This is a genomic window from Paenibacillus sp. sgz302191 (assembly GCF_057749925.1).
In genome coordinates this window covers 164,779-185,113 of record NZ_JBYLHY010000013.1, presented here as the reverse complement: position 1 = coordinate 185,113, position 20,335 = coordinate 164,779, and the positions used below count along the sequence as shown (strand labels likewise).

The following is a 20,335-nucleotide window of genomic DNA, read 5'->3' as shown; positions in this document are numbered from 1 at the left end:
ATGAGCGCACCGTTCCCATTTTTGATCAATCGTCAAGGTTAACGTTCCCCTTTCGCTCTATCTTCCTCTTCGATCGCCAGCAATGTAGACGCTATAATGAAGCGTTGCACATTTACAGGCTTCGCGTAAAACTCGTCAGGCGGGAGGTTGTGGCGCTGGAATACCGCATGAAGCACATACGGCATTCCGCCCTCCCTTATTAGTTTTTTACTTGGTCGACTTCCTCGCTCTCCTTACTAAATCCGGACAAATCGAGAATTTCTGCGCTCAGCATAGCGGCCTCCCCCGCGAGCAGCCGTTTTTGTACCGCATCTTCCGGAAGGGGCCCGAATTGTGCGATAACCTGCGCGTCTGACCAGTTAGGCTGAACGCAAGCGCTCACGATAAGGAGCGCGGCCAGCTTTTCCTCGTCAACCGTTGTTCCGCCGCCTTTGGTCGGGTAAGACGCCTGAGAACGCAGCCTTGCGAGTTGCTTGCCGTCCAGCCCCTTAATCCGAAAATTGAGCCCGAATCGCTTCATATACACGTCTCTTTCGGGTACGAGGTCGGTCGTTAGGAATGCTGTTAAAAATTCGTCCGTTGTGATCGTTTTTGCCATGTTCTCATTTCCCCTTTTTTTATTGTTTTGGTTTTAAAAAGGAGCCCGCCAGCTCCTACGCTAAGTTACCGATATAAATATTCCGCAGAGTGCCGCCATTCGTCAGGGTCTCTCGCTGTATGCCCGTCGTACGCTGTGTCCGATCCGGCTTCAATTTTAATGCGGTCGAAAGCCGGAACACGGAACATCATCGTATCCCCTACGATTAATTTGATCGGCCCCATTGTATCTCTAAATTTATCACCAGTTGTGACCGTTACTGACCCAGGTCCTTGATTTTTAAGAACTATATAATGTGCAATATTCTCTAGGATAATAGTCTTGTTACCTTTACCTTGAAAAAAATTATCACACACGGGCACACACATCCGAGCAAACCGCTCCCACCAATAACCCATACGTCCATCTTTCACCTCTTCCCAAGCGATATTCTTCCTAACGGAAACCTATTCCGCTGCCTTTTCGCTCACTTCGTGCAGCCGCCGCAATGTCGCATAAAGCACGCGATTCTCGATTGAGCCGGTTTCTTTCGCTACATCGGCGGCCGCTGTAACGTCTTCTCTCGTGATCTTCTCGCCCGCAATCACTTTCGCAGTTAATTTGTGTTTTAGAAGGTTGTAGTTCGTCATTATTTTCTGCCTCCGTTTTTTACTCGTCTCAAATCGCTTGGTAATTCTCGGCGAGCCTCCAGGTCAATAAGCTCGCTATTAGAAATTCTTGGGAAGTCGCTGTAATCCGCGATTTCATGCGGGTACATCATATTGCCAGGATGGCTCCTATTATCTTCGTGTGCCAGATCGCGTAAATCGCTATATGCCGGAGAGTAGTCCGACTTAAATTCAAGAAAGTCTAAGATACCGTTCAAGTACTCTTCACGCGCACGCTTGATCCGCTCCACGATCGGTGCTAATTCCGTTTCACGTACAGCGCTCCGGTAAGGGCCGTTCCAATCGAGCACTAACTGCCGAACTGTGATCCGATCCTGCTGTGCAACTTGGGCGAACTCCCACGCTTGTTTGTGCTCTGTTTCCGCTGCCTCAAGAGCTTCCTCCGCGTCGGCAATTTTACCGCGCAGAAGCTTCTTTTCTCTGGAGAGGTCTTCTCCCGTTTGAAACTCCCTTCGTATGAGCTGCTCCTGTTCCGCGCGCAGGGCTTGCAATCTTGTTTCCGCCTCAATCTCGTGCTGATGGTAGCGCTCAAGAATTAGACCGTATTGCTCGTGCTGAACGTTATATTTTTCTCGTAGTTCCTGTTTTATCATCGCGTATCCCTCCGTTAGTTATCTTCGTTAATAGACGCCGCCACCAGGACGCCCGCTCTCCGACTGCTACCGTTTTATGCTCGCTCAACTTCGGCGCGAACAGGTCTTGAAGAACGCCGAACTGCGGGTTCGCCGGAGTAAGCGCGTCGTAGAGCGCCGTTAATTCCGTGATCGATACGAGCTTCACATTTACGCCCGATATCGAGATAAACGCCTTAAACGCCCCCTCGTCGTCTGTCTCAATATCGACCGTTTCGAAACTATGTGCGGTCATTAAGTCGGCCACCGCGAAGAGTATCGCGTCAGCGCCATCTTCGCGAACAATCTGATCGCAGAAGCGGCCTTGATCGTCGAAGGCGTGAACCACGATTAATTGTACGGACTCAAACGGAGCCGTCACGATCTGCAATAGCGGCCTCATCGAGCTTCCTCGACATGTATCGCCGTCTCTCTCCCGCGCGAATCCATCTGCAATTCATACGTCATTCGCTGCCCATACGTAAGCCGTTCGTCCATCCCGGCGCGCTGTAGTTCTGAAACGTGAATAAATACGTCCCGGCCGCCGTTGTCCGGGCGGATAAAACCGAAACCGCGGCCGTGATTCCATTTCGTAACCGTGCCGGTCAGCCTGATCGTTCGGGCCGGACGTTCCCGCTTAACTTCCGTCTTCCTTACGTAACCTTCGAATGGCACGATATCCAGCATGTCGCCTGTGGCATCTCCGCCCGACCACGTTTTTGCTTGCGCATATCCACTCATAGTAAATCCTCCCGTTTTAATGGCTTGACTTTCGGATCGTTCAGTAGCGTCGATAGCAGTACTCCTGCATGGGCCGCCGAGCAGCTCTCGCCAACGCGATAAAATAGCGTCCGCTCATCGGAAGTGATAACCCGGGCAATTTTCCCTTTCGTTCCGGGATAGAACCGGCCGCCGTCGCAAAGGAGAAACGCGGTCATTTCCGCTAGGCGCTTAGGCATTGGTGGGCTCCTCATCATTTCCGTGGATTAGCCGATCAAATTCCCCTAGCGCTTCCGTGTCGGTCGAGTAAACGAAAACCGCCGTTGCGTCAAAACGATCACTCCAAGCCCATGCCTCGTGATATCCCGCGAGAATTGCGTCGACTGACGTAGTCTTCTCGTCTACAGGCCAGCGGGCAACGCGAAAAGCGTAGTCAGCATCAGGCGGGGATATCATCACGACATGCGTGCCATCGTCAATCCGGTGATTTACGATCATTGCTAGTACTTCCGTTTCTTGTGTTTTCATAGGCGGCCACCCCCGCTAATTTCCTCGTAAAGAGTATGAATGCGCGCTAGTTTTTCTACGGTCAGCGCAAGTTCTTCGACTACCTTGCGCTCAATGCCATGCGTGAGGTTACGATAGCCCTTTTCGACTTTAGATACGGTCGAAACAGAGCAGTCGAGCAAATCCGCAAACTCCCGTTGTGACAGCCCATGTACAACGCGGATAATGCGGAACGATTCGGGACTCAGTTTCACCTCATTGAACCTCCTTCTTTGTGATTGTTTTTATACATACGGACAACAAAAAAGGCGCTCCGCTTACACGGAACACCCATTTCGTTAGAAAATCGCAAAGACACAGCGCGCCCGAGTCCTTACGTCTTCCTATATCTATACTATAAAATTATTCCACGAAATTGCGCGGAGACTCGCCGCCATTCGTTACCGAAACGATATCGCCCGGCCTCATCTATCGTATGCTCAACGTCCTGTATATTGAAGCAAACGATCTCGCCGTGTTTCTTCCGCGCTTCGTCCGCGCCCGGCCGGAGGTCTACTTGTGTTTTCTTCCGATGAATACGATAGTCCCTGCCATCCGTAGCAAGACCGAACGCGGCCCGAAGTGATACTTCCGTATAAAGCCGCAATTTCTCGACGTACGCCAAACGGTGACTCTCGTAGACTTTGACCGGTATGAATGTGCCCTTATCCCGTAACCGTTGGTTTGCAGCTTTCTGTTCTTTCCGGCAATCCGCGCTACAAAACTTAGATGTTCGTTTGCCGATTTCGCGATAGGTCATATGGCAGTTCCACGCCTCACATACGCGAAATCCTTCCGGCGGAATTGGTTTCACGCCGACATATGACCGTTCGATTGTTTCCCACTCGCTGCGAGTCCGCTGCACGGCCTCCGTTTTGTTCCGCTGGCGGTCGATATTCTCGCAAACATACGCGATCTTGTCCGACATGAATCCAACCGCCTGCCAAAACTCGCTCGAATAAACGCGATTTGCTTTATCGCCAGGCATTTTGCGTGTGTCTGGCGTCACTAAATCACGCACATCGACGGTATCCGTGTGACGATCGATCATTTCGCGATAAGAGTCCATCACACGTTGGACGTCGGTATAGGTAGCAGTTAAATTACGATTAAATTTCGTTACTCTTCGTTTAAATTCGCCATGTGTTAGTGGCTGGCCGACATCAAGAACCGCAGTCAAACGATCGCCTCCTTAAATTTCGTACTTACTCCACGCGATCAATAGAGAACGCATTCGGCTTGACGGTAAGTAAAGTTTAACGGGCTCTCCTCTTCGGATTCGTGAGCGCCAAATCCATTGTAAGAGATCGCTAACGGCTAGTAGGTCTTGATCAATCACGATTCCGTATTTGCCGAAAAACATCTTCTCCTCCGGATTAGCGAAACGGTTAAACGCATATGCCAGCGCCCACGTATCCGAATATTGATTCGTTCCGCGACAGTTGATCGGTGTGAAGGCGTTTACGTAATCCTTTACCTTAAACGCGCCTTTTTTCGTTGTCCACAACGCATCCGCGGTACGTGCTCGCTGTACGTTTAGCAAGAAATTACGTGTAGCACGCTGTAGCGTTTTCCGATCGTCTAGCGTTGTCGAGCGCGCGAACCACGAAGAAGACAAGGCAGTCTCCTTCCGGCCAACTTCATTAAGCGGGCCGTCGTAGATATCGATAAGCGAATAAAGACCGGGTCGCCTTTCGTTTTCTACGTCATGGTCAATAATTTCATAAGTACCTTCCCGCATTTTTCTGATCGCTTTAACTTCGTATTCAATCCCGTGTAAGTCGAAATAACACCGCTGTTGCTGCGCTTTAAAAAGGTAAGTCAAACAGTATACTTTTGAAAACGCGTTAAATGCTTCGGACGGGAACGCTTTAATGAACATCTTGCCGCTAAGATGGTATAGCGTACCGGCTTTAGCATACGCTTTAATGTCCACGAAGCGTCCGTCGTAATCATCCTTTAGCCAAACAACGCGCCCGTCGGAATCAAACGCGATATTCTTCGCCTCTATAAGCGTCTCGATATCCTTCGCTTTAACGTCCGATAATTCGATTACCGACATAGCCTCGTCTAATATCAACGTATAGTTATTCTCGCGTACATACGCTAAGAACTCCGCGTCAGCAGCACGGAATAACGAGTGAGTCGTACAGATATTAGCGCGATCTTGTAGCCACTCCTTAACAACGTGCATCTTACGGCCGTTATACTTATCTAAATTCGTACTACGGAATGCGCGCCCAGGACACGCTTCCTTTATCCGGTCAACTTCGGTATTAATCGGTGTTACGTAGATAAAGCGCTCGGATGCGTTAGCTTCATCGCTCATAAATTGAATCGCCCAGCTACTCTTACCGCTGCCCATTACGCTATCGATTACCGTTATGTTCGGCATAGTTACCTCCGTTATCGCGAGAGTATGTAATAATGGACACGTTCAAGGCGCTTTTTGCCTTGGACGTATGAATTGGACGAGTGAGTTTCTCGGACAAGAAGTGTAATAGCGGTACTACGCTCAACGGTCAGTTTCCAAACTGGTCGCGAGCCTAAGCACAGTTTCTTGCCGCGGGAAATCACCGCGTCAATTCAACCGATCACGAAGAAGACCGCTTCGCAATCGGAACAACTTAGGGAATTAACCTCCCTAAATCGCGCAAAAAATCCAGTAATGACGCGGGTTTTCGGCGTTTTTCCGTAAGAAGAAGTATAGACGTAAATATAACGTTGGGAGTATGGATTTCAATTCCGATAAAATTAATCGGATATATCTTTCATCCGCTTCAAACTCGTGTTATATGCGCTATTGGCGATAATGTACGCGTCGCGTTGAACGATAGGACTAAAACTGCCCGTACATCGCTTACGTATTAAATCGAGTTTCGAACGTAGCCAGCGGATTTCCCGCTTAAGCTGGCGATTTTCTTCGGTCAACTCCGTCGTCGATTTCATCGTATACCCTCCTCGTAATTGTTCGCATAAGAAAAACCAGAGCGCGGCAGCGAGTGGATTGCGACGGCCACCGCGTTAGGTTTCGTAAGATTTGTGATTAGCTTACGCGTGGCTCGTACGATTCTAGTACCTTCGCAATAAGCGCTCGTCCAGGCACATTATTGTCAATATAAATCGCGATCCTGCCAGCGTATAGCGGTCTAACTCGTATCGTGGCACCGCATTCGGACGCCAGCAATTCCGTTATTAGTCTCCTACCGTGCTCGTCGTTTTTAACGTAAACCGCGTTTTTACCGTTTTGCAAATGTTTGATGTTTACCATATTCCAATCGCTCCCTTATCGTTTTGTTGGTGCGCTTATTCGCGCTCACATACCGTTTATGTACGGCCGGAGGCATTTTGCACACTTTCGCGAAAAAAATCTAGTGATTTCGCCGACTATAGCCGTCCCCGTAACATACGACTCTACTTTCGTTTTTGTACACTTTTGCTTAGCCGCTCGGACTCGGTAGGATCGCGCACGTACTCAATTTTCGGCGGCGCGGCACGTATCGACTCGATTGTATCCGCCAGAGCTGCCGCTTTTTCTTCCGCCTGGTCGCGTTCCTCTTCCGCAGCTTTTAGCGCAGCCTTGACTTCGCGAAGCTCGCGCACCGTCATTTCGTCGACCGTTTTTGTCGCGCCAGTTGACGGAACCTTGTGCGGGCGCTCGCGCTCTTTTTCGGGGAAGAGCGCAATCTCATACAATCGAGTAATCCCGATTTGACAATTTGGATTGTCATTTCCGCCTAACTCTTCGTATACGACAATGAACTTGTCTGCTTGCTGGCGTGTCATCCCGATATCTGAGGTACACCACCGCTCCCACTGACCGTGCACCAGGTCGTTTTCCTTAACGTGCTTCAACCGCCGTCCGATCTCGAATATCGCGTGCCCAGCGATTTGCTTGTAGGAGTTTATTTCTGCGGCAATTACGTGGATATCGGTTTGTAACGTTTGCGCTGGCGTTGACATTTTGCCGCCTCCTTAACGAGTGCTTTCTGCTTATACTGTATTGTACAAAGTTATTTTTCTGACCGCACAACTTCCGCGCAAAGTGATTAGCCAACTCGTTCCCTATCATTTATATTCCCACATCCAAACTGAACTTTTTGGTACGTATCTGAGCAATAAAAATTTGTGTTACATACTTACTAACACGTTGACAAATGTGAATGTCGTACACTGTTATATACTACGGTCTGTACCTGTCCGCACACTTCCCGCGAAGAAAATTTCACGGTATCGGATATAATACACGTCCACCGATCGACGTTTTAGGACATTCTAAAAAATATTTTTGAAATTCTGAAACCTATCGAATACACGTTCGTATCATAGTGTATAGAAAGAAACGCGCAGACGATTCCACTCACCCGCGCGCTATGTTGAACTCTCTGCGTTGCCTAACGGAGTATCAAACGGTCGGTTGCCGCCGACCCACTCCCGCAAAGAAAAACGATGTAAAAAGTGCCACCGGAAATGTTAGCGCAAGACCGGCGGAGAAAAACCCGGCGTGGCGATCCCGCTATCGCGTTGGCAGCACGGTAGCTAGGCACCGGGGAAGAATCGGAGCCATTTGGCGCTGGCTCCCTCCGAATCGCAGGTTAACGAAGCGTTGGCGCACAAAGTTAACCCAAAAAGCGGGAGCTATTCGTATTAACGGTACCTAGCTCCGAAGTGTGCGTTAGCGCGCATTCCCCGACCGTGTCATTCACGGCTCGCAAATCCGTACTTCTTAATTTTATCAGAACATACGTTCCATTTCCGGTCAGAAAGCGGCCACCTTCATACAGCAAGAGCCGCGATTAATGCATGCAGTTCCGTTGGCGCGGACTGAATGCGGACATACATTTTTAAATCGATCGGAATTTCGAAGCTGCCGGAGGACGTGCGCGAATACGTACCGTCATTCCGCAACTTGACGCGGGATATTGTAACGATTTCGTCTTCCGGCTCAAGGATCATCGCTACGTCCTCTGTCAGTAGATACGCGTTCCAAAATCGAAAACTAACATTTCATTAGCAACGTCATCCCGATGTTTCATTCGTACCGTTATCTCGCGAATAGCCATCACCCCCTTTCCGGTCAGACGAAACCTCCGTCAGTCGTCGCGTGGCTTCCCGTAAATATTGATCGGCGGCCTTTTCCGCCTCGGATTCCGATTTCATATCGAATACGTACAACATTTTGCCGCGAACCTTGGCGATAGTCTCGCGGTCAAAACCGAGGTCACGCAGCGCAAGAGTCGCATACGCAATAGCCTGGTAATTATCGATGGTAGCCGCCTCCTTACGTTAAAAGCTCGCGGACAAGCGCGGCCAGCGCGATGCCGAGTAATTTCGCGATCGTGCGCCCACTTATGCGGCGACGGCGAACGGGTGGCGGCGGATAAAATGAGGTTCCGTACGTCATATCGCTTCCCTCCTTTCCGCAACGGGAACGATGAAGCCGAGAGCGGCCGCGATGAATGGCGTAACCTCTATCGCACCCAGGACGGCATCGCGGCCGACCCCGGTGACCGCGCAAAAGAAGCCGCGCTGTACAGCGATGGTCTGGCGGGCGGTACCGTTGAACATTGTCGTGTGGATAGTGCCGGATAAGTGCGTAATAAAGCGGATGTGGACGTTTGGCATAGTGAGTGAAACCTCCCAAAAATAATTTTTCACACTTTAGTGTACATTATGCACATTTAAGTGTTAATTTCGCTACTCACAGATTACACCCTATAGTGTGCATTGTCAACACTGTAATTGAAATTTTTAACACTTAGAAATATAATTACATTAGGAGGCGATTACATCTATGATAAAGGTACATTTATCCCGGCTCATGGGCGAACGTCGCTTGAAGATTGCGGATATTGAACGAATGACTAAAGAGCAGGGAAACGGTCTACACCGCAATGGAATAACGAAGCTCTATAATGAAAAGACTGACGGTATTAAATTCGAAACTCTCGAAGCTTTATGTAAAGCGTTAGACTGTACCGTTTCAGATATTCTCGAATACGTACCGGACAACAACGAAAAGACCCCGTAAACAGCAAGCCTGCTGCCTGAGCGTCTTTTCATTGAGGAGGAACATTTAATGTCAACCGAGGATCAACAGTATTTGGCGCAGTTTACGAGCGAAGCCCTTGACGCTGTGGTTGAAAGTTTAGGACATAGGCCTATCTCTAATGAAGTATTCGAATTTCGTCAGTCCTTAATTCACGAGACGGATAGGGGATGCGCTCTAATGGCTGCCGCATTCTTGGACGAGTTCCTATATGAATTATTACGATGCTATATGGTAGACGACGAAAATGCCGCTGATAATTTACTAAGTGGCTCTGGGGGACTATCCTCATTTTCAAGTCGAATTGAAGTAGCTTACTTACTAGGTCTAATAAGTAAGAGTGTAAGAAGAGACTTAAATCTTATTCGTAAAATACGTAATGACTTTGCCCATGTATCACAATCAATAGACTTTGAACACGGTCCAGTAGCATCCCGGATTCAAGAGCTGCATCACGGCGACTATAAAAATCCGCGAAATTCGAGGGCTAAATTTATTAGAGCTGCTTTTGGAATTGCCGGGAAAATACACGGTAAGAAAGTAACACTGAAAAGAGTAGAGGAATTGGAACACAAAGAAATTAATGATATATCCTTCCTTCAATTGATGGGTATCGAAATGGAAGAAAAAGACGGCGACCGATCGGAATAATCCGAAAAGCTACCGTCTTTTGTATTTTACTTCCCTGTAAAACTACGCTTAATCTCCGCTAAGTCCTCACGATGCTTGTCTGTCATTCTAAAATTGTTCCCGCGGCAGATCGGACACTCTTTCCGCTGCAAAAACACGTAGTAAAGCAAGTATAGTCCGGACAGTATTGCGCCGATCACTGTCATGAAGATCAGTAGAACGATAAGCACAGCGATCACAATTAATGACGGCCTCTTGACGGGCCTTACCGGTCGGTCGCAGTGTTTGCAATGGCGTATATTACCATCAAACCACAATCCGGGCACTCGTTGAGGCTTCTCATTAAAGCGGTCTTCGAACTTTTTATCAGTCACGATAACAACCTCCGTAATTGCACTTATTCCACTTAACGTATTCGCGATCCCTTTTGGGTAATCCTTCCATGTCACATATTTCGCCTAACCGCCAAAAGACACAGCCCCTCTCAGAAGCTGCGCCATCTGATCGATATACCCCCATCGTATATAACGCGCATAATTATACGCATAAATAAGTTGACACGCGTTATAATGCGTGTTATAATAAAGGTAGGAAAGGAGGGAGCGCGATGGGGAAACAGAAAACGGTTCGAGAAGTGTTGCAGGCGCTTAAAAAGGCCGGATTCATTAAATCGCCGACGCACGGTAAGGGAACGAGCCACAACCGCTACATACACAAAGATGACCCGACACGGTTTGCGGACATAAGTTGCCACAGCGGCGGCGAAACGATACCGAAAGGAACACTAAGAAGCATAGAGCGCTCATCCGGGGTTCAATTCTGACCCCGGTTTTCCCACAATCGCGCTCCCTTTATTTGAAATCAGGAGGAATGGACATGAGTTTACAAACGCATTTCATGTACCCCGTTGTTGCGGAAAGAGCGGAAGACGGCGGAATCGGTATGTATTTCCCTGACTTCCCAGGCACCGCCATATTAGCCGCAGATATTTCCGCAGGCGTTCGTCAGGCGAAAGACGTCTTAGTTAGCCGGTTGCTCGACTTGGAGGCCGAAGGAACCCCTGCGCCCCCTCCGTCCGCTCCCGATCATATAGAACTGCTGGACGCTACTGACAGGATCGTGTTCGTGGAGGTCTATATGCCGCCCTACCGCGACGAGGCTGCCAATAAGTCGGTGACGAAAAACTGCACGCTGCCAAAGTGGTTGCGCGATGCTGGCGATAATGCGGGGCTTAATTACTCGCTGATTTTGCAGAACGGGCTGAAAGAGGCGCTCGGGCTGTCTAAGAACGAATAAACCCCGCGTAACAGAAGAGCGCCGCGAGATATCTAGGCGCGTTCTTTGTTCGGCTAGCGTTGTATCGATGGTTGCACTCGTTGGTACAAAAGAGTCCTGGTTCCCATTTGAGCCAGGCTTTTTGTTATACTTCGGCGGCCTGTAAAACGTAGAAAACCTACCGCGCGGCTAAACGGTAAGTATTTTGCGTTATTTGAGCGAATCTAGCCGCTAAATTAGCTCGTTTTTTACGCGAAGGAACGAATATACTAATGCCGATAACTAACGCTTAATTTCCGCGTCAGATTCGCTGATTTTTTGTGACGTCAAGAAGCCGGAATTAATTTCCTGCAAGTAGTGTCAGCCCGTCGTTAGCGAAAACTGAAACGTCCCCTATCTCTATGTCATCGAAGAACGTTACTGCGGTCAATATATTTTTAGCTGCGGCCTTCGTACTCTCTTTTGGATACAAATCCGTTTTTACTACGATAGTGTACTTATTCTCCGATTTATGGATTTCGTAGTCCCTTATATAATCATACCATGACGTTTTTCCTTTCGGATCAATACCGCCACCGAAGTTTTCCGACATATACGTTAGCAATTTTGTTTTGGCAGCCGCTTCCTCAACGACTTTTGACTCGGCATCTATGTTAGTGGTTGACGCTGCCGTCTGTACAGGCGTAGGACTCGCGCTTACTACTGTTACCGCAGTTCTAACCGCTTCCCCTCCGCTACTGCAACCGCTTATAGCCGCAGCTAACATTACGAATAGACCTCGTTTCAACTCTACGCCACTCTTATTTCCATAATATTCCTCTATTGTATACTGTTTCTTACGCGCTGGCTAGTTATAAACGCAAAAAAGAGCGCCGCCCAACCGCTATCAAACGGTCAAACGACGCCCTTTTTCGTAATCACTCCGCAGCCAGCCCGGCCGCCTTCCGTAATTCATTCGCGAGCCAATGCAGATAATCGCGTTTCTCGAACAAACGTTTGTAAATACGTGCAAAATGCGTTAAGATTGAGGCGTACATATATCCGATAAATCAAAACGGGAAACGGAGGTAAAATCGTAAATGTTTATCGCAATTGCTGCGTAAAAGTTTATCGGAACCTTACCGCTAAGTGGACGATAAATTTACGCGAACAAGCGTTTTGGAAACCGTCCAAACTCCGCGTCATTCCCGCTTTCACGACACCTTATGCTCAATTCTCAGCTTATCCGCCACCATCGCGATGAATTCGCTATTCGTCGGTTTCGATTTCGATATATTAATCGTGTAGCCAAAAATAAAGCTGATGCTGTCGATGTTGCCGCGGGTCCAGGCGACTTCAATCGCGTGGCGGATGGCGCGTTCGACGCGGCTTGGGGTTGTTTTGTATTTTTCGGCAATGGCCGGGTACAGCGTTTTGGTAATGGCTCCAAGAATCTCGATGTTGTTGTAAACCATCGTAATCGCTTCGCGCAGGTACTGGTATCCTTTAATATGTGCAGGTACGCCGATTTCATGTATGATGCTCGTAATGTTGGCGTCCAAATTTTTACCTTTTGGCATATGAACAACGTTCGCTTTGGGTGAAGGCGAAGTCATGGCCGCAGATTGATTGCCTCCAACCAGCTGACGGATTCGATTCGTAAGCACTTCCATATCAAAAGGTTTAAGTATGTAGTAAGAAGCTCCCAGTTGAACGGCTTTTTGGGTGATGTTTTCTTGCCCGAAAGCGGTCAGCATGATGATTTTGGGCTGCGGATTCAAATTCATTTCGCGAAGCTTTTCAAGGACGCCGAGGCCGTCCAGATGAGGCATGATGATGTCCAGAATCAGTACATCCGGCACTTCGCGCTGCTGTTCAATGAAGCGAAGCACCTCATTTCCGTTGTAAGCGACGCCTGCAATTTCCATGTCCTCTTGTTCACCGATAAACTCTGATAATAAGTGAGTGAACTCACGATTATCATCTGCCAGCAACACCTGAATTTTTTGCAACTTGAAATCCTCCTTTTAGCTACTAATACAAGTTGATTTGGTAAATTTTCTCTCTTAGGTTAAGGTATTCGACACCCTGGTTTAAATTCCTCCTGTCGAAAATTATTTTTCTTTCCTTTTTTTTCGATTTCTTATATAATTAAATATTTATCTTCTATTTCCAACATTTTTCGACATGATTATTTGGAAATTGAACCATATTAGAAAGAGAGGCCATATAAGAGAAAAATCAAAGGCCTCTAGCTAGCCTTTGATTCTGTCGATGAAGGTCTCAAAATGATACCGGAATCCTGCAGCATCCATTCGATGAAACAGCCATAGCCGCTCGTCGGATCGTTGACAAATACATGCGTAACCGCTCCGATCATTTTGCCGTTCTGGATAATGGGGCTGCCGCTCATGCCTTGCACGATGCCGCCTGTTTTCTCCAAGAGCCGCGGGTCGGTAATTTTGATCACGATGCCTTTTGTGGCCGGGAAGTCCTGTTTGGAAACGTGGACGACTTGAATATCGAATTTCTCGACTTTTTGACCTTCCACAACCGTGTAGATTTGGGCTGGACCTTCTTTCACTTCTTCCGCAAAAGCAACGGGGATCGCATCTTTCTCCAGGCTGTGATCCGGTGCCGTGTACATTTTGCCGAAAATACCGAAGGCGGTATTTTTCTCGATATTGCCGATCACTTTGCTGTCTTTGTACAAGGTGGCGCGTTTCTCACCGGGTTCTCCGTTGTGGCTTTTGGCGATGGATGTTACGTTCGAATAGACGATGTCCCCTGCGCCAACGACGATCGGAGTCTGCGTATCCATATCCGTAATCACATGCCCCAGCGCCCCGTATACGCCCTGATCAGGCGCATAGAAGGTCAAGGTGCCGACACCGGCCGCGGAATCGCGAATATACAGCCCTAGCCGGTACGATTTATCGACGATGTCGTAAGCAGGCTGCAGCTTGACTAGAATCTCTTCGTTATTGCGGCGAATCGTCAGATCGAGCGGTGCTTTACTTTCTCCAGCTTTCGTAACGAGATCTGCTACTTTGCTGACATCTTTGGATTCTTTGCCGTTAATTTTGGTAATGAGATCGCCGACCTGAATTTTGGCTTCTTCTCCGGGGGAAATCTTTTTGTCCTGGGCAACGGAAACGAGATGGTGGCCGACGACCAAAATACCCGCCGACTTGATTTTTACGCCTATCGTCTGGCCGCCGGGGATCACTTTCAAATCGGGAACGACGTTCACTCTAACCGTTTTGATCGGAATGGCGCCGAACAGCTTGACTTTCATTTCCGTTTGGCCGGAACGGTCGGACTGCAAAGAAATAGGCTCTTTCAAATTAACCTGAAATGAGTGCTTGGCATTGCCGTTGACTTTTACGATATCCGGATTGTTGACCGTGACCTGGGCACTCACCGGCATCGTCAATTGGAGCTGTTTTTTCTGGCCGCTGAACAAGCGCAGCTCTTCGGGAAATGAGGCAAAGCTTTGGAAAGGCGCGGACAAACTAACCATACAAACGAAGAAGACGAGCAAGAGTCCTATCAATCTTTTTCTTTTGCTGGATTGCAACTATTTCACGCTCCTTTACACTTCCTGAGCCCTGACGAACAGCTTCGTCAAATGCGTACCTATAACTTAACCCCACTCCCCCGGTTTTATAACTGAAAATGATAGCTGTGCAAACTTTTATATCCTTGATTTCTTTTCATTCGCCAAAGTAAGCATTTCTTCCGCATGGTGCAAGGTTTTATCCGTAACTTCAACGCCGCCGAGCATTCGCGCCAGTTCCTGCGTCCGCCCCGCTTCCGGCAAATCGTTGACGCGCGTAAACGTACGCTCGCGGTCCACTTCCTTATGGATGGCAAAATGAACATCGGCCATGCAAGCCACCTGCGGCAGATGCGTGATCGAAAATACTTGGCAGCTGCGCGAAAGCACCGACATTTTCTCGGCGATCGCCTGCGCGGCCCGGCCGCTTACCCCCGTGTCGACCTCGTCAAAAACGAGCACGGGAATTTGATCGATGCGGGCGAATATCGCCTTCATCGCCAGCATAATCCGCGACAGCTCGCCCCCCGAGGCGATTTTGCTCAGCCCGCGCAGCGGTTCGCCGGGATTCGGCGCCATCAAGAACTCGATCTGATCGATGCCTTCCCGGCTGAAACGGACTTTGCCGCCGTCCACATCGATTCCGCGTTCATCCGGTACACGCTGGACTTGCACCCGGAATTGGGTTCGTTCCATTTGCAAGTCGCGCAGCTCCGCCTCAATTTGCACGGCCAATTGTTCCGCAAGCCGCTTGCGGATGTCCGAGAGATCGACCGCCGCCGCGGCGAGCTGCCGCTCCAGAACGGCCAAGCGGTCCTCCAGCCTGCGGATATGCTCGTCTTTATTTTCGATGGTGTCCACTTCTTTGATGATTTTATCCAAATAAGCGAGCATTTCCGGTATATGTTCCCCATATTTGCGGCGCAAAGAGGAAATCAGGTCAAGCCGCTCCTCAATAAAATCGAGCCGCTCGGGATTAAATTCGATTTCATCGCGGTAATCCCGCATTTGATAAGCCGCGTCCTCCAACTGGTAGTAAGCGGATTGCGCCTGCTCCAGAAGCGGGTTCAGCTTGGCCGAATCCAACTGGACGATGTCCTGCAGCCGGTTGATCGATTTGCGCACCGCATCCAGTCCGCGATTGGAGGCGTAAAGCAAATCGTAAGACTCCGAGGCGCTTTGGTACAGCTTTTCGGCATTGGCCAACTTGCGCTTTTCCTCAGCCAGCGTTTCGTCTTCGCCCGGCTTCAGCTTCGCCGCGGACAGCTCCTCGATTTGGAACCGGTACAAATCGAGCATTTGCAGCGCCTGCTTGCTCGTCTCCTGCAGCTCGCGCAGTTCCTTTTGCAGACCGGTGTACTGGTCGTACGCCTCCTGATACGTTTGCTTCGCCCGGCGGATTTCCGCTTCGCCGAACAGATCGAGCGAATGAATGTGCTCGTCCACTTTTAACAAAGACTGGTGCTCATGCTGCCCGTGAATGTTGACCAGGCTTTCGCCCGCTTCCTTTAGCATCGTCAAATTGACCAGTTGCCCGTTGATCCGGCTGGAACTTTTCCCCGCTGTCGTCACTTCCCGGCGTATGATCAAATGCTCGCTAGCATCGGCTTCTATCCCGAGATTCGTAAGCGTTTGCCAAACCGGATGATCGGCAGGCAGCTCGAACATCGCTTCGATCTCCGCCTTATCTTCGCCGTAACGAACCAGCTCCGACGAGCCGCGGCCGCCTGCGATCAGTGTCAAGGCATCGATAATGATCGATTTCCCTGCGCCTGTCTCCCCCGTCAATACATGAAAGCCTTCTTTAAACCGAATATGTACATGTTCAATGACCGCCAGGTTGCGAATCGATAGTTCCGTCAGCATGTTTTCCTCCAGGCATTAGGATAGTAAGGACATGATTTGATTGACAAAAGATTGGCTTTGATCTTTGCCGCGGCAAATAACGAGAATCGTATCGTCCCCGCCGATCGTTCCCATCACTTCCGCCCACTCCAGGTTGTCGAGCAGCGCGCAAATCGTATTCGCCGTTCCCGGCAAGCATTTCATGACGACGAGATTGTCCGTATAATCGATGCTCACAAAATGATCGCTGAGCGCCCTGCGCAGCCGCTGCATCGGGTTGTAGCGCTGATCCGCCGGCATCGAATATTTGTAGCGGCCGTCATCCAAAGGAACTTTGATCAGATGAAGCTCTTTAATGTCCCGGGAAACGGTTGCCTGCGTTACATGAAAACCGGCGGCGCGCAGCGATTCCACAAGCTCATCCTGAGTTTCAATCTCATGATTCGTAATGATTTCCCTTATTTTCACATGCCTTTGACCCTTCATTGCTTACACCTCTATATGAAACGTAATTTTTTTAATTTTTTGCTGCTCCATATCTACATACAACACGCCGGACGCTTCCGGATAAATAAGGCTGTAGGGCAGCAGCATATCGCGAACGGCGCTTCCCGTCATTTCGAGAGGCTTGCGGTCTTTGGCCAGCTTTACCAGGTACAACTCTTCGTTCTTTTGCACAAAATAGTCGATAAAATACCGGCTTTCCAGCTGTTCGCTGTCATTCACAACCATGGTGACGGGAACCTTGGTTTTCCCTGCGAGCACATCAAACCCGGCTCCTTCCAGCAGTTCCACAGTATCGTCATAAGGAACATCCGCTTCGGCAGGCACGCGAAAACGCTTCTTTACAGGCGTATTCAGCCACCGCTGGAAACGCAGCATCATAAAGCCCGTAAAGACGATCAGGATTAGCAAAATGACTGTAATATCGCCCTTTTCCATGTCCATCACCTCGCCTTACTATTCGCGGGGTTCCCGGAAAATCCTTTTTTTCCAGCAAAAAACCCATCTCTGCGCCCTCATGTCACACGGACGGGCTCAGGATGAGTTTATTTGCCATGCAGTTTCTGCGCTTCACGAACCGTAGTCTGAATGGCAGACTCCATGCCCCCCGCTGCAATCGAAGAATGCTCCCCGCCGCAGGTCCAGTACGCCAAAAACTCAATATTGCCTTCCCCGCCCGTAATGGGAGAAAAAGTCAGCCCCTGCAAGCGAAAGCCCAGCTCATCGGCAAAGGCAAGCACGGACCTCAGCACTTCTTCGTGTACTTCGGGGTCGCGAACGACGCCGGATTTGCCGACTTTGTCCCGGCCGGCCTCGAATTGCGGCTTGATCAGCGCGATGACGGCGCCTTGCTCCCGGAAAATCTCTTTCAGCGGCGGCAAAATGATGCGCAGCGATATAAAAGAGACGTCAATCGTCGCAAAAGTCGGCTGCGGTCCCGTCAAATCGTCCCTTTTGGTGAAGCGGAAATTCGTCCGCTCCATGACGTTCACGCGCTCGTCGTTGCGCAGCGACCAGTCCAGCTGGTTGTAACCCACGTCGACAGCGTATACGTAAGAAGCCCCGTTTTGCAGGGCACAGTCCGTGAACCCGCCGGTCGATGCCCCGATATCGAGCATCACCGCCCCTTGCAAATCGATGTCAAACAGTTTCAGCGCTTTCTCCAGCTTCAGCCCGCCCCTGCTTACATAAGGATGCACGGCGCCTTTGACCTTGAGCGCGGCTTTGCGGCTGATTTTGGTGCCTGCTTTGTCCACAGGCTCTTCATCCGCAAAAACAAGGCCTGCCATAATAGCGGCCTTCGCTTTTTCCCGGCTTTCAAAATATCCATGCTCCAAAAGCAAAATATCAATTCGTTCTTTATCCGACGACATGTAAAGTTTGAACTCCTTGTCTCGCAGCTTCGTTAGCGAAGCGGCTGCGTGCACCGCCCCGCCGGTTTTACGCCCGCTGGCGTTTGCGCGGAACTAAAGCTTTCACTTCCGCGACAAGATTTTGCAGCGTCAGGCCGACTTCCTCGCGCTGCTCCTTCACCGAACCGTGCTCGACAAAATAGTCGGGCACGCCGAGCAGCTTGACGGGCAGCCCCACAATACCGCGAGCCGCATAAAATTCCAGCACCGCGCTGCCGAATCCGCCTTGAATCGATCCTTCTTCCATCGTAACGACCGGAAGAGCTTCATGCGCCAATTGCAGCAAATACGCTTCGTCCAGCGGCTTAATAAACCGCGCATTGACAACGCGCAGATGGAAGCCCTCTTTCGCCAGCAGTTCGGCCGCTTCCTCGGCGATTTCCACCATCGGACCGACGGCCAGCACGGCCGCATGGTCGCCGTCCCGCACCGTATCCCAGGTGCCGATCGGAATCGCTTTCGGGACCTCGTCAAGCTTCGCGCCCCGCCCGTTAATGCGGGGATAACGGTAAGCGATCGGACCCTCACCGTATTCAAGCGCCGTCTGCATCATATCCCGCAGTTCCCGCTCATCCTTCGGCATCATCAGCACCATATTCGGCAGCGAGCGGAGAAAGGCGATATCGTACACGCCTTGATGCGTCTCGCCGTCCGGCCCGACAAAGCCCGCGCGGTCGATGGCGAACGTCACGTTCAGCTTCGGCCGGCAAATATCGTGAACGACTTGATCGTAAGCTCTTTGGAGGAATGTCGAGTACACGGCATATACCGGTTTCAAGCCTTCGCTGGCCAGTCCCGCGCACAGCGTTGCGGCGTGCTGCTCGGCGATGCCTACGTCGATCATCCGATCCGGGAACTGTTTGGCAAACTTCAGCAGCCCAGATCCTCCCGGCATCGCCGGCGTGACGGCAATGATCCGCGAGTCCTTCTCCGCCAGCTCGATCAGCGTATTGCCGAAAACTTCCGTATACATCGGATGGCCTGCGGATTTCAGCATTTGGCCCGATTCGATCTTGTACGGCCCTGCGCCGTGCCAGGTCAGCGAATCTTTTTCCGCCGGCGTGTAGCCTTTGCCTTTGGTCGTTACGACGTGCACGAGCACGGGTCCGGCCACTTTTTCCGCCTGTTTGAGCGTATCCATAAGCACCGGCAAATTATGTCCGTCGACAGGGCCGATATAGGTGAAGCCCAATTCTTCGAACCAAACGCCGTTCAGTACAAAATATTTGAGACTGTCCTTCAGCTTCTCCGCCGTCTTGGCCAGCGTTCCGCCGATGGCAGGAATTTTCTTAAGTAAATGCTCGACTTCCTCTTTCGCTTTCAAATAGTGGCGGTCCGAGCGGATCTTGCTTAAATAGTTATGAATCGCCCCGACGTTGGGCGCAATCGACATTTCGTTGTCGTTGAGCACGACAATCAAATTTTTCTTTTCATGGCCGATATGGTTCATGGCCTCAAGCGCCATGCCGCCTGTAATCGCGCCGTCGCCGATAACGGCGACAACTTTGTAATGCTCGCCTTGCAAATCCCGCGCCATCGCCATGCCCATCGCCGCTGACAGCGATGTGCTGCTGTGGCCGGCCTCCCAGACGTCATGCTCGCTTTCGGAGCGTTTGACAAAACCGCACAAGCCCTTGTATTTGCGGAGCGTATCGAACTTGTCCATGCGGCCTGTCAATATTTTATGAACGTAAGCCTGGTGGCCCACGTCAAATATCAATTTATCGTACGGGCTGTGGAACAGGGTATGCAGCGCTATGGTGAGCTCAACCACACCTAAGTTGGGGGCCAGATGTCCACCTGTAACGGACAGCTTCTCGATCAGAAATTGCCGGATCTCATCCGCCAACGTCTCAAGCTCCGTTATGGATAAACGCTTCAAATCCTCAGGCTGATTGATTTGTTCGAGCAGCACGCTTGTTTCCTCGCTTTCAATGTT

The 20,335-nt window shown here is 50.1% G+C and carries 29 protein-coding genes; 4 read left to right on the top strand and 25 right to left on the bottom strand.

The annotated features are described in order from the left end of the window. Positions 1-38 precede the first annotated feature (38 nt). The 17 genes from AC3G2T_RS20080 to AC3G2T_RS20000 form a co-directional block, all read right to left on the bottom strand. Positions 39-185 (bottom strand): hypothetical protein, encoded by a 147-nt coding sequence (locus AC3G2T_RS20080; protein ID WP_474681541.1) that lies wholly within the window; start codon positions 183-185, stop codon positions 39-41. Between the two features lie 14 nt (positions 186-199). After that, positions 200-598 (bottom strand): phage tail assembly chaperone, encoded by a 399-nt coding sequence (locus AC3G2T_RS20075; RefSeq protein WP_474681542.1) that lies wholly within the window; start codon positions 596-598, stop codon positions 200-202. A gap of 65 nt (positions 599-663) precedes the next feature. Beyond that, on the bottom strand, positions 664-996 hold the full coding sequence (locus tag AC3G2T_RS20070) for a hypothetical protein (RefSeq protein ID WP_474681543.1): 333 nt from the start codon (positions 994-996) through the stop codon (positions 664-666). A gap of 48 nt (positions 997-1,044) precedes the next feature. Continuing rightward, positions 1,045-1,227, bottom strand: a complete 183-nt coding sequence (locus tag AC3G2T_RS20065; RefSeq protein ID WP_474681544.1) for a hypothetical protein — start codon at positions 1,225-1,227, stop codon at positions 1,045-1,047. Continuing rightward, positions 1,227-1,859 (bottom strand): hypothetical protein, encoded by a 633-nt coding sequence (locus tag AC3G2T_RS20060; RefSeq protein WP_474681545.1) that lies wholly within the window; start codon positions 1,857-1,859, stop codon positions 1,227-1,229. The genes AC3G2T_RS20065 and AC3G2T_RS20060 overlap by 1 nt, the downstream gene beginning before the upstream one ends. Beyond that, positions 1,828-2,280: a hypothetical protein gene (locus AC3G2T_RS20055; RefSeq protein WP_474681546.1), complete on the bottom strand. Its 453-nt coding sequence runs from the start codon at positions 2,278-2,280 to the stop codon at positions 1,828-1,830. The genes AC3G2T_RS20060 and AC3G2T_RS20055 overlap by 32 nt, the downstream gene beginning before the upstream one ends. Then, on the bottom strand, positions 2,277-2,618 hold the full coding sequence (locus AC3G2T_RS20050) for a cold-shock protein (protein WP_474681547.1): 342 nt from the start codon (positions 2,616-2,618) through the stop codon (positions 2,277-2,279). Before AC3G2T_RS20050 ends, AC3G2T_RS20055 begins: the two co-directional genes overlap by 4 nt. After that, a complete protein-coding gene (locus tag AC3G2T_RS20045; protein WP_474681548.1) occupies positions 2,615-2,836 on the bottom strand; it encodes a hypothetical protein in 222 nt (73 codons plus the stop codon). Before AC3G2T_RS20045 ends, AC3G2T_RS20050 begins: the two co-directional genes overlap by 4 nt. Continuing rightward, on the bottom strand, positions 2,829-3,125 hold the full coding sequence (locus AC3G2T_RS20040) for a hypothetical protein (protein WP_474681549.1): 297 nt from the start codon (positions 3,123-3,125) through the stop codon (positions 2,829-2,831). Before AC3G2T_RS20040 ends, AC3G2T_RS20045 begins: the two co-directional genes overlap by 8 nt. Next, positions 3,122-3,358 (bottom strand): helix-turn-helix domain-containing protein, encoded by a 237-nt coding sequence (locus AC3G2T_RS20035; protein WP_474681550.1) that lies wholly within the window; start codon positions 3,356-3,358, stop codon positions 3,122-3,124. Before AC3G2T_RS20035 ends, AC3G2T_RS20040 begins: the two co-directional genes overlap by 4 nt. 140 nt (positions 3,359-3,498) lie before the next feature. Further along, on the bottom strand, positions 3,499-4,323 hold the full coding sequence (locus AC3G2T_RS20030; protein ID WP_474681551.1) for a hypothetical protein: 825 nt from the start codon (positions 4,321-4,323) through the stop codon (positions 3,499-3,501). Positions 4,324-4,335: 12 nt separating this feature from the next. Beyond that, a complete protein-coding gene (locus tag AC3G2T_RS20025; RefSeq protein ID WP_474681552.1) occupies positions 4,336-5,538 on the bottom strand; it encodes a DEAD/DEAH box helicase family protein in 1,203 nt (400 codons plus the stop codon). Positions 5,539-5,897: 359 nt separating this feature from the next. Further along, positions 5,898-6,092 carry a hypothetical protein gene (locus tag AC3G2T_RS20020; RefSeq protein WP_474681553.1) on the bottom strand — a complete coding sequence of 65 codons (195 nt, stop codon included), beginning with the start codon at positions 6,090-6,092 and terminating at the stop codon, positions 5,898-5,900. Between the two features lie 465 nt (positions 6,093-6,557). Then, positions 6,558-7,106, bottom strand: a complete 549-nt coding sequence (locus tag AC3G2T_RS20015; protein WP_474681554.1) for a DUF3102 domain-containing protein — start codon at positions 7,104-7,106, stop codon at positions 6,558-6,560. An 813-nt stretch (positions 7,107-7,919) separates the two neighbouring features. Continuing rightward, on the bottom strand, positions 7,920-8,099 hold the full coding sequence (locus tag AC3G2T_RS20010; protein WP_474681555.1) for a hypothetical protein: 180 nt from the start codon (positions 8,097-8,099) through the stop codon (positions 7,920-7,922). 325 nt (positions 8,100-8,424) lie between these two features. Further along, positions 8,425-8,547, bottom strand: a complete 123-nt coding sequence (locus AC3G2T_RS20005; RefSeq protein WP_474681556.1) for a hypothetical protein — start codon at positions 8,545-8,547, stop codon at positions 8,425-8,427. Then, complete coding sequence (locus AC3G2T_RS20000; protein ID WP_474681557.1) at positions 8,544-8,768, bottom strand: hypothetical protein; 225 nt, start codon at positions 8,766-8,768, stop codon at positions 8,544-8,546. The genes AC3G2T_RS20005 and AC3G2T_RS20000 overlap by 4 nt, the downstream gene beginning before the upstream one ends. 169 nt (positions 8,769-8,937) lie before the next feature. Here AC3G2T_RS20000 and AC3G2T_RS19995 point away from each other — a divergent pair, with 169 nt between their 5' ends. From AC3G2T_RS19995 to AC3G2T_RS19980, 4 genes are all read left to right on the top strand, one after another. Then, the gene (locus tag AC3G2T_RS19995) at positions 8,938-9,174 is read left to right on the top strand and encodes a helix-turn-helix domain-containing protein (RefSeq protein WP_474681558.1); all 237 of its coding nucleotides are present in this window, start codon (positions 8,938-8,940) and stop codon (positions 9,172-9,174) included. A 48-nt stretch (positions 9,175-9,222) separates the two neighbouring features. Beyond that, the gene (locus AC3G2T_RS19990) at positions 9,223-9,843 is read left to right on the top strand and encodes an MltR family transcriptional regulator (protein WP_474681559.1); all 621 of its coding nucleotides are present in this window, start codon (positions 9,223-9,225) and stop codon (positions 9,841-9,843) included. A gap of 586 nt (positions 9,844-10,429) precedes the next feature. Continuing rightward, a complete protein-coding gene (locus AC3G2T_RS19985; RefSeq protein ID WP_474681560.1) occupies positions 10,430-10,645 on the top strand; it encodes a type II toxin-antitoxin system HicA family toxin in 216 nt (71 codons plus the stop codon). Between the two features lie 53 nt (positions 10,646-10,698). Further along, positions 10,699-11,118: a type II toxin-antitoxin system HicB family antitoxin gene (locus AC3G2T_RS19980; protein WP_474681561.1), complete on the top strand. Its 420-nt coding sequence runs from the start codon at positions 10,699-10,701 to the stop codon at positions 11,116-11,118. A gap of 319 nt (positions 11,119-11,437) precedes the next feature. Here AC3G2T_RS19980 and AC3G2T_RS19975 read toward each other — a convergent pair whose 3' ends face one another. The 8 genes from AC3G2T_RS19975 to dxs form a co-directional block, all read right to left on the bottom strand. After that, complete coding sequence (locus AC3G2T_RS19975) at positions 11,438-11,863, bottom strand: hypothetical protein (protein WP_474681562.1); 426 nt, start codon at positions 11,861-11,863, stop codon at positions 11,438-11,440. A 427-nt stretch (positions 11,864-12,290) separates the two neighbouring features. Beyond that, positions 12,291-13,088, bottom strand: a complete 798-nt coding sequence (gene spo0A, locus AC3G2T_RS19970) for a sporulation transcription factor Spo0A (RefSeq protein WP_474681563.1) — start codon at positions 13,086-13,088, stop codon at positions 12,291-12,293. Positions 13,089-13,327: 239 nt separating this feature from the next. Next, on the bottom strand, positions 13,328-14,656 hold the full coding sequence (gene spoIVB, locus AC3G2T_RS19965; RefSeq protein WP_474681564.1) for a SpoIVB peptidase: 1,329 nt from the start codon (positions 14,654-14,656) through the stop codon (positions 13,328-13,330). A 117-nt stretch (positions 14,657-14,773) separates the two neighbouring features. Further along, complete coding sequence (gene recN / locus AC3G2T_RS19960) at positions 14,774-16,501, bottom strand: DNA repair protein RecN (RefSeq protein WP_474681565.1); 1,728 nt, start codon at positions 16,499-16,501, stop codon at positions 14,774-14,776. Between the two features lie 15 nt (positions 16,502-16,516). Continuing rightward, positions 16,517-16,966, bottom strand: a complete 450-nt coding sequence (ahrC, locus tag AC3G2T_RS19955; RefSeq protein WP_474681566.1) for a transcriptional regulator AhrC/ArgR — start codon at positions 16,964-16,966, stop codon at positions 16,517-16,519. 3 nt (positions 16,967-16,969) lie between these two features. Further along, complete coding sequence (locus AC3G2T_RS19950) at positions 16,970-17,422, bottom strand: hypothetical protein (protein ID WP_474681567.1); 453 nt, start codon at positions 17,420-17,422, stop codon at positions 16,970-16,972. 107 nt (positions 17,423-17,529) lie between these two features. Further along, on the bottom strand, positions 17,530-18,357 hold the full coding sequence (locus AC3G2T_RS19945) for a TlyA family RNA methyltransferase (RefSeq protein ID WP_474681568.1): 828 nt from the start codon (positions 18,355-18,357) through the stop codon (positions 17,530-17,532). Between the two features lie 67 nt (positions 18,358-18,424). Then, entirely contained in the window at positions 18,425-20,311 is a 1,887-nt protein-coding gene (gene dxs, locus AC3G2T_RS19940; protein WP_474681684.1) for a 1-deoxy-D-xylulose-5-phosphate synthase, read from the bottom strand. Positions 20,312-20,335 lie beyond the last annotated feature (24 nt).

Coding starts and splice junctions, on each gene's coding strand:
- AC3G2T_RS20080 (WP_474681541.1), bottom strand. CDS start 185: ATGCCGTATGTGCTTCATGCGGTATTCCAGCGCCACAACCTCCCGCCT.
- AC3G2T_RS20075 (WP_474681542.1), bottom strand. CDS start 598: ATGGCAAAAACGATCACAACGGACGAATTTTTAACAGCATTCCTAACG.
- AC3G2T_RS20070 (WP_474681543.1), bottom strand. CDS start 996: ATGGGTTATTGGTGGGAGCGGTTTGCTCGGATGTGTGTGCCCGTGTGT.
- AC3G2T_RS20065 (WP_474681544.1), bottom strand. CDS start 1,227: ATGACGAACTACAACCTTCTAAAACACAAATTAACTGCGAAAGTGATT.
- AC3G2T_RS20060 (WP_474681545.1), bottom strand. CDS start 1,859: ATGATAAAACAGGAACTACGAGAAAAATATAACGTTCAGCACGAGCAA.
- AC3G2T_RS20055 (WP_474681546.1), bottom strand. CDS start 2,280: ATGAGGCCGCTATTGCAGATCGTGACGGCTCCGTTTGAGTCCGTACAA.
- AC3G2T_RS20050 (WP_474681547.1), bottom strand. CDS start 2,618: ATGAGTGGATATGCGCAAGCAAAAACGTGGTCGGGCGGAGATGCCACA.
- AC3G2T_RS20045 (WP_474681548.1), bottom strand. CDS start 2,836: ATGCCTAAGCGCCTAGCGGAAATGACCGCGTTTCTCCTTTGCGACGGC.
- AC3G2T_RS20040 (WP_474681549.1), bottom strand. CDS start 3,125: ATGAAAACACAAGAAACGGAAGTACTAGCAATGATCGTAAATCACCGG.
- AC3G2T_RS20025 (WP_474681552.1), bottom strand. CDS start 5,538: ATGCCGAACATAACGGTAATCGATAGCGTAATGGGCAGCGGTAAGAGT.
- AC3G2T_RS20020 (WP_474681553.1), bottom strand. CDS start 6,092: ATGAAATCGACGACGGAGTTGACCGAAGAAAATCGCCAGCTTAAGCGG.
- AC3G2T_RS20015 (WP_474681554.1), bottom strand. CDS start 7,106: ATGTCAACGCCAGCGCAAACGTTACAAACCGATATCCACGTAATTGCC.
- AC3G2T_RS20010 (WP_474681555.1), bottom strand. CDS start 8,099: ATGATCCTTGAGCCGGAAGACGAAATCGTTACAATATCCCGCGTCAAG.
- AC3G2T_RS20005 (WP_474681556.1), bottom strand. CDS start 8,547: ATGACGTACGGAACCTCATTTTATCCGCCGCCACCCGTTCGCCGTCGC.
- AC3G2T_RS20000 (WP_474681557.1), bottom strand. CDS start 8,768: ATGCCAAACGTCCACATCCGCTTTATTACGCACTTATCCGGCACTATC.
- AC3G2T_RS19995 (WP_474681558.1), top strand. CDS start 8,938: ATGATAAAGGTACATTTATCCCGGCTCATGGGCGAACGTCGCTTGAAG.
- AC3G2T_RS19990 (WP_474681559.1), top strand. CDS start 9,223: ATGTCAACCGAGGATCAACAGTATTTGGCGCAGTTTACGAGCGAAGCC.
- AC3G2T_RS19985 (WP_474681560.1), top strand. CDS start 10,430: ATGGGGAAACAGAAAACGGTTCGAGAAGTGTTGCAGGCGCTTAAAAAG.
- AC3G2T_RS19980 (WP_474681561.1), top strand. CDS start 10,699: ATGAGTTTACAAACGCATTTCATGTACCCCGTTGTTGCGGAAAGAGCG.
- AC3G2T_RS19975 (WP_474681562.1), bottom strand. CDS start 11,863: ATGTTAGCTGCGGCTATAAGCGGTTGCAGTAGCGGAGGGGAAGCGGTT.
- recN (WP_474681565.1), bottom strand. CDS start 16,501: ATGCTGACGGAACTATCGATTCGCAACCTGGCGGTCATTGAACATGTA.
- ahrC (WP_474681566.1), bottom strand. CDS start 16,966: ATGAAGGGTCAAAGGCATGTGAAAATAAGGGAAATCATTACGAATCAT.
- AC3G2T_RS19950 (WP_474681567.1), bottom strand. CDS start 17,422: ATGGAAAAGGGCGATATTACAGTCATTTTGCTAATCCTGATCGTCTTT.
- AC3G2T_RS19945 (WP_474681568.1), bottom strand. CDS start 18,357: ATGTCGTCGGATAAAGAACGAATTGATATTTTGCTTTTGGAGCATGGA.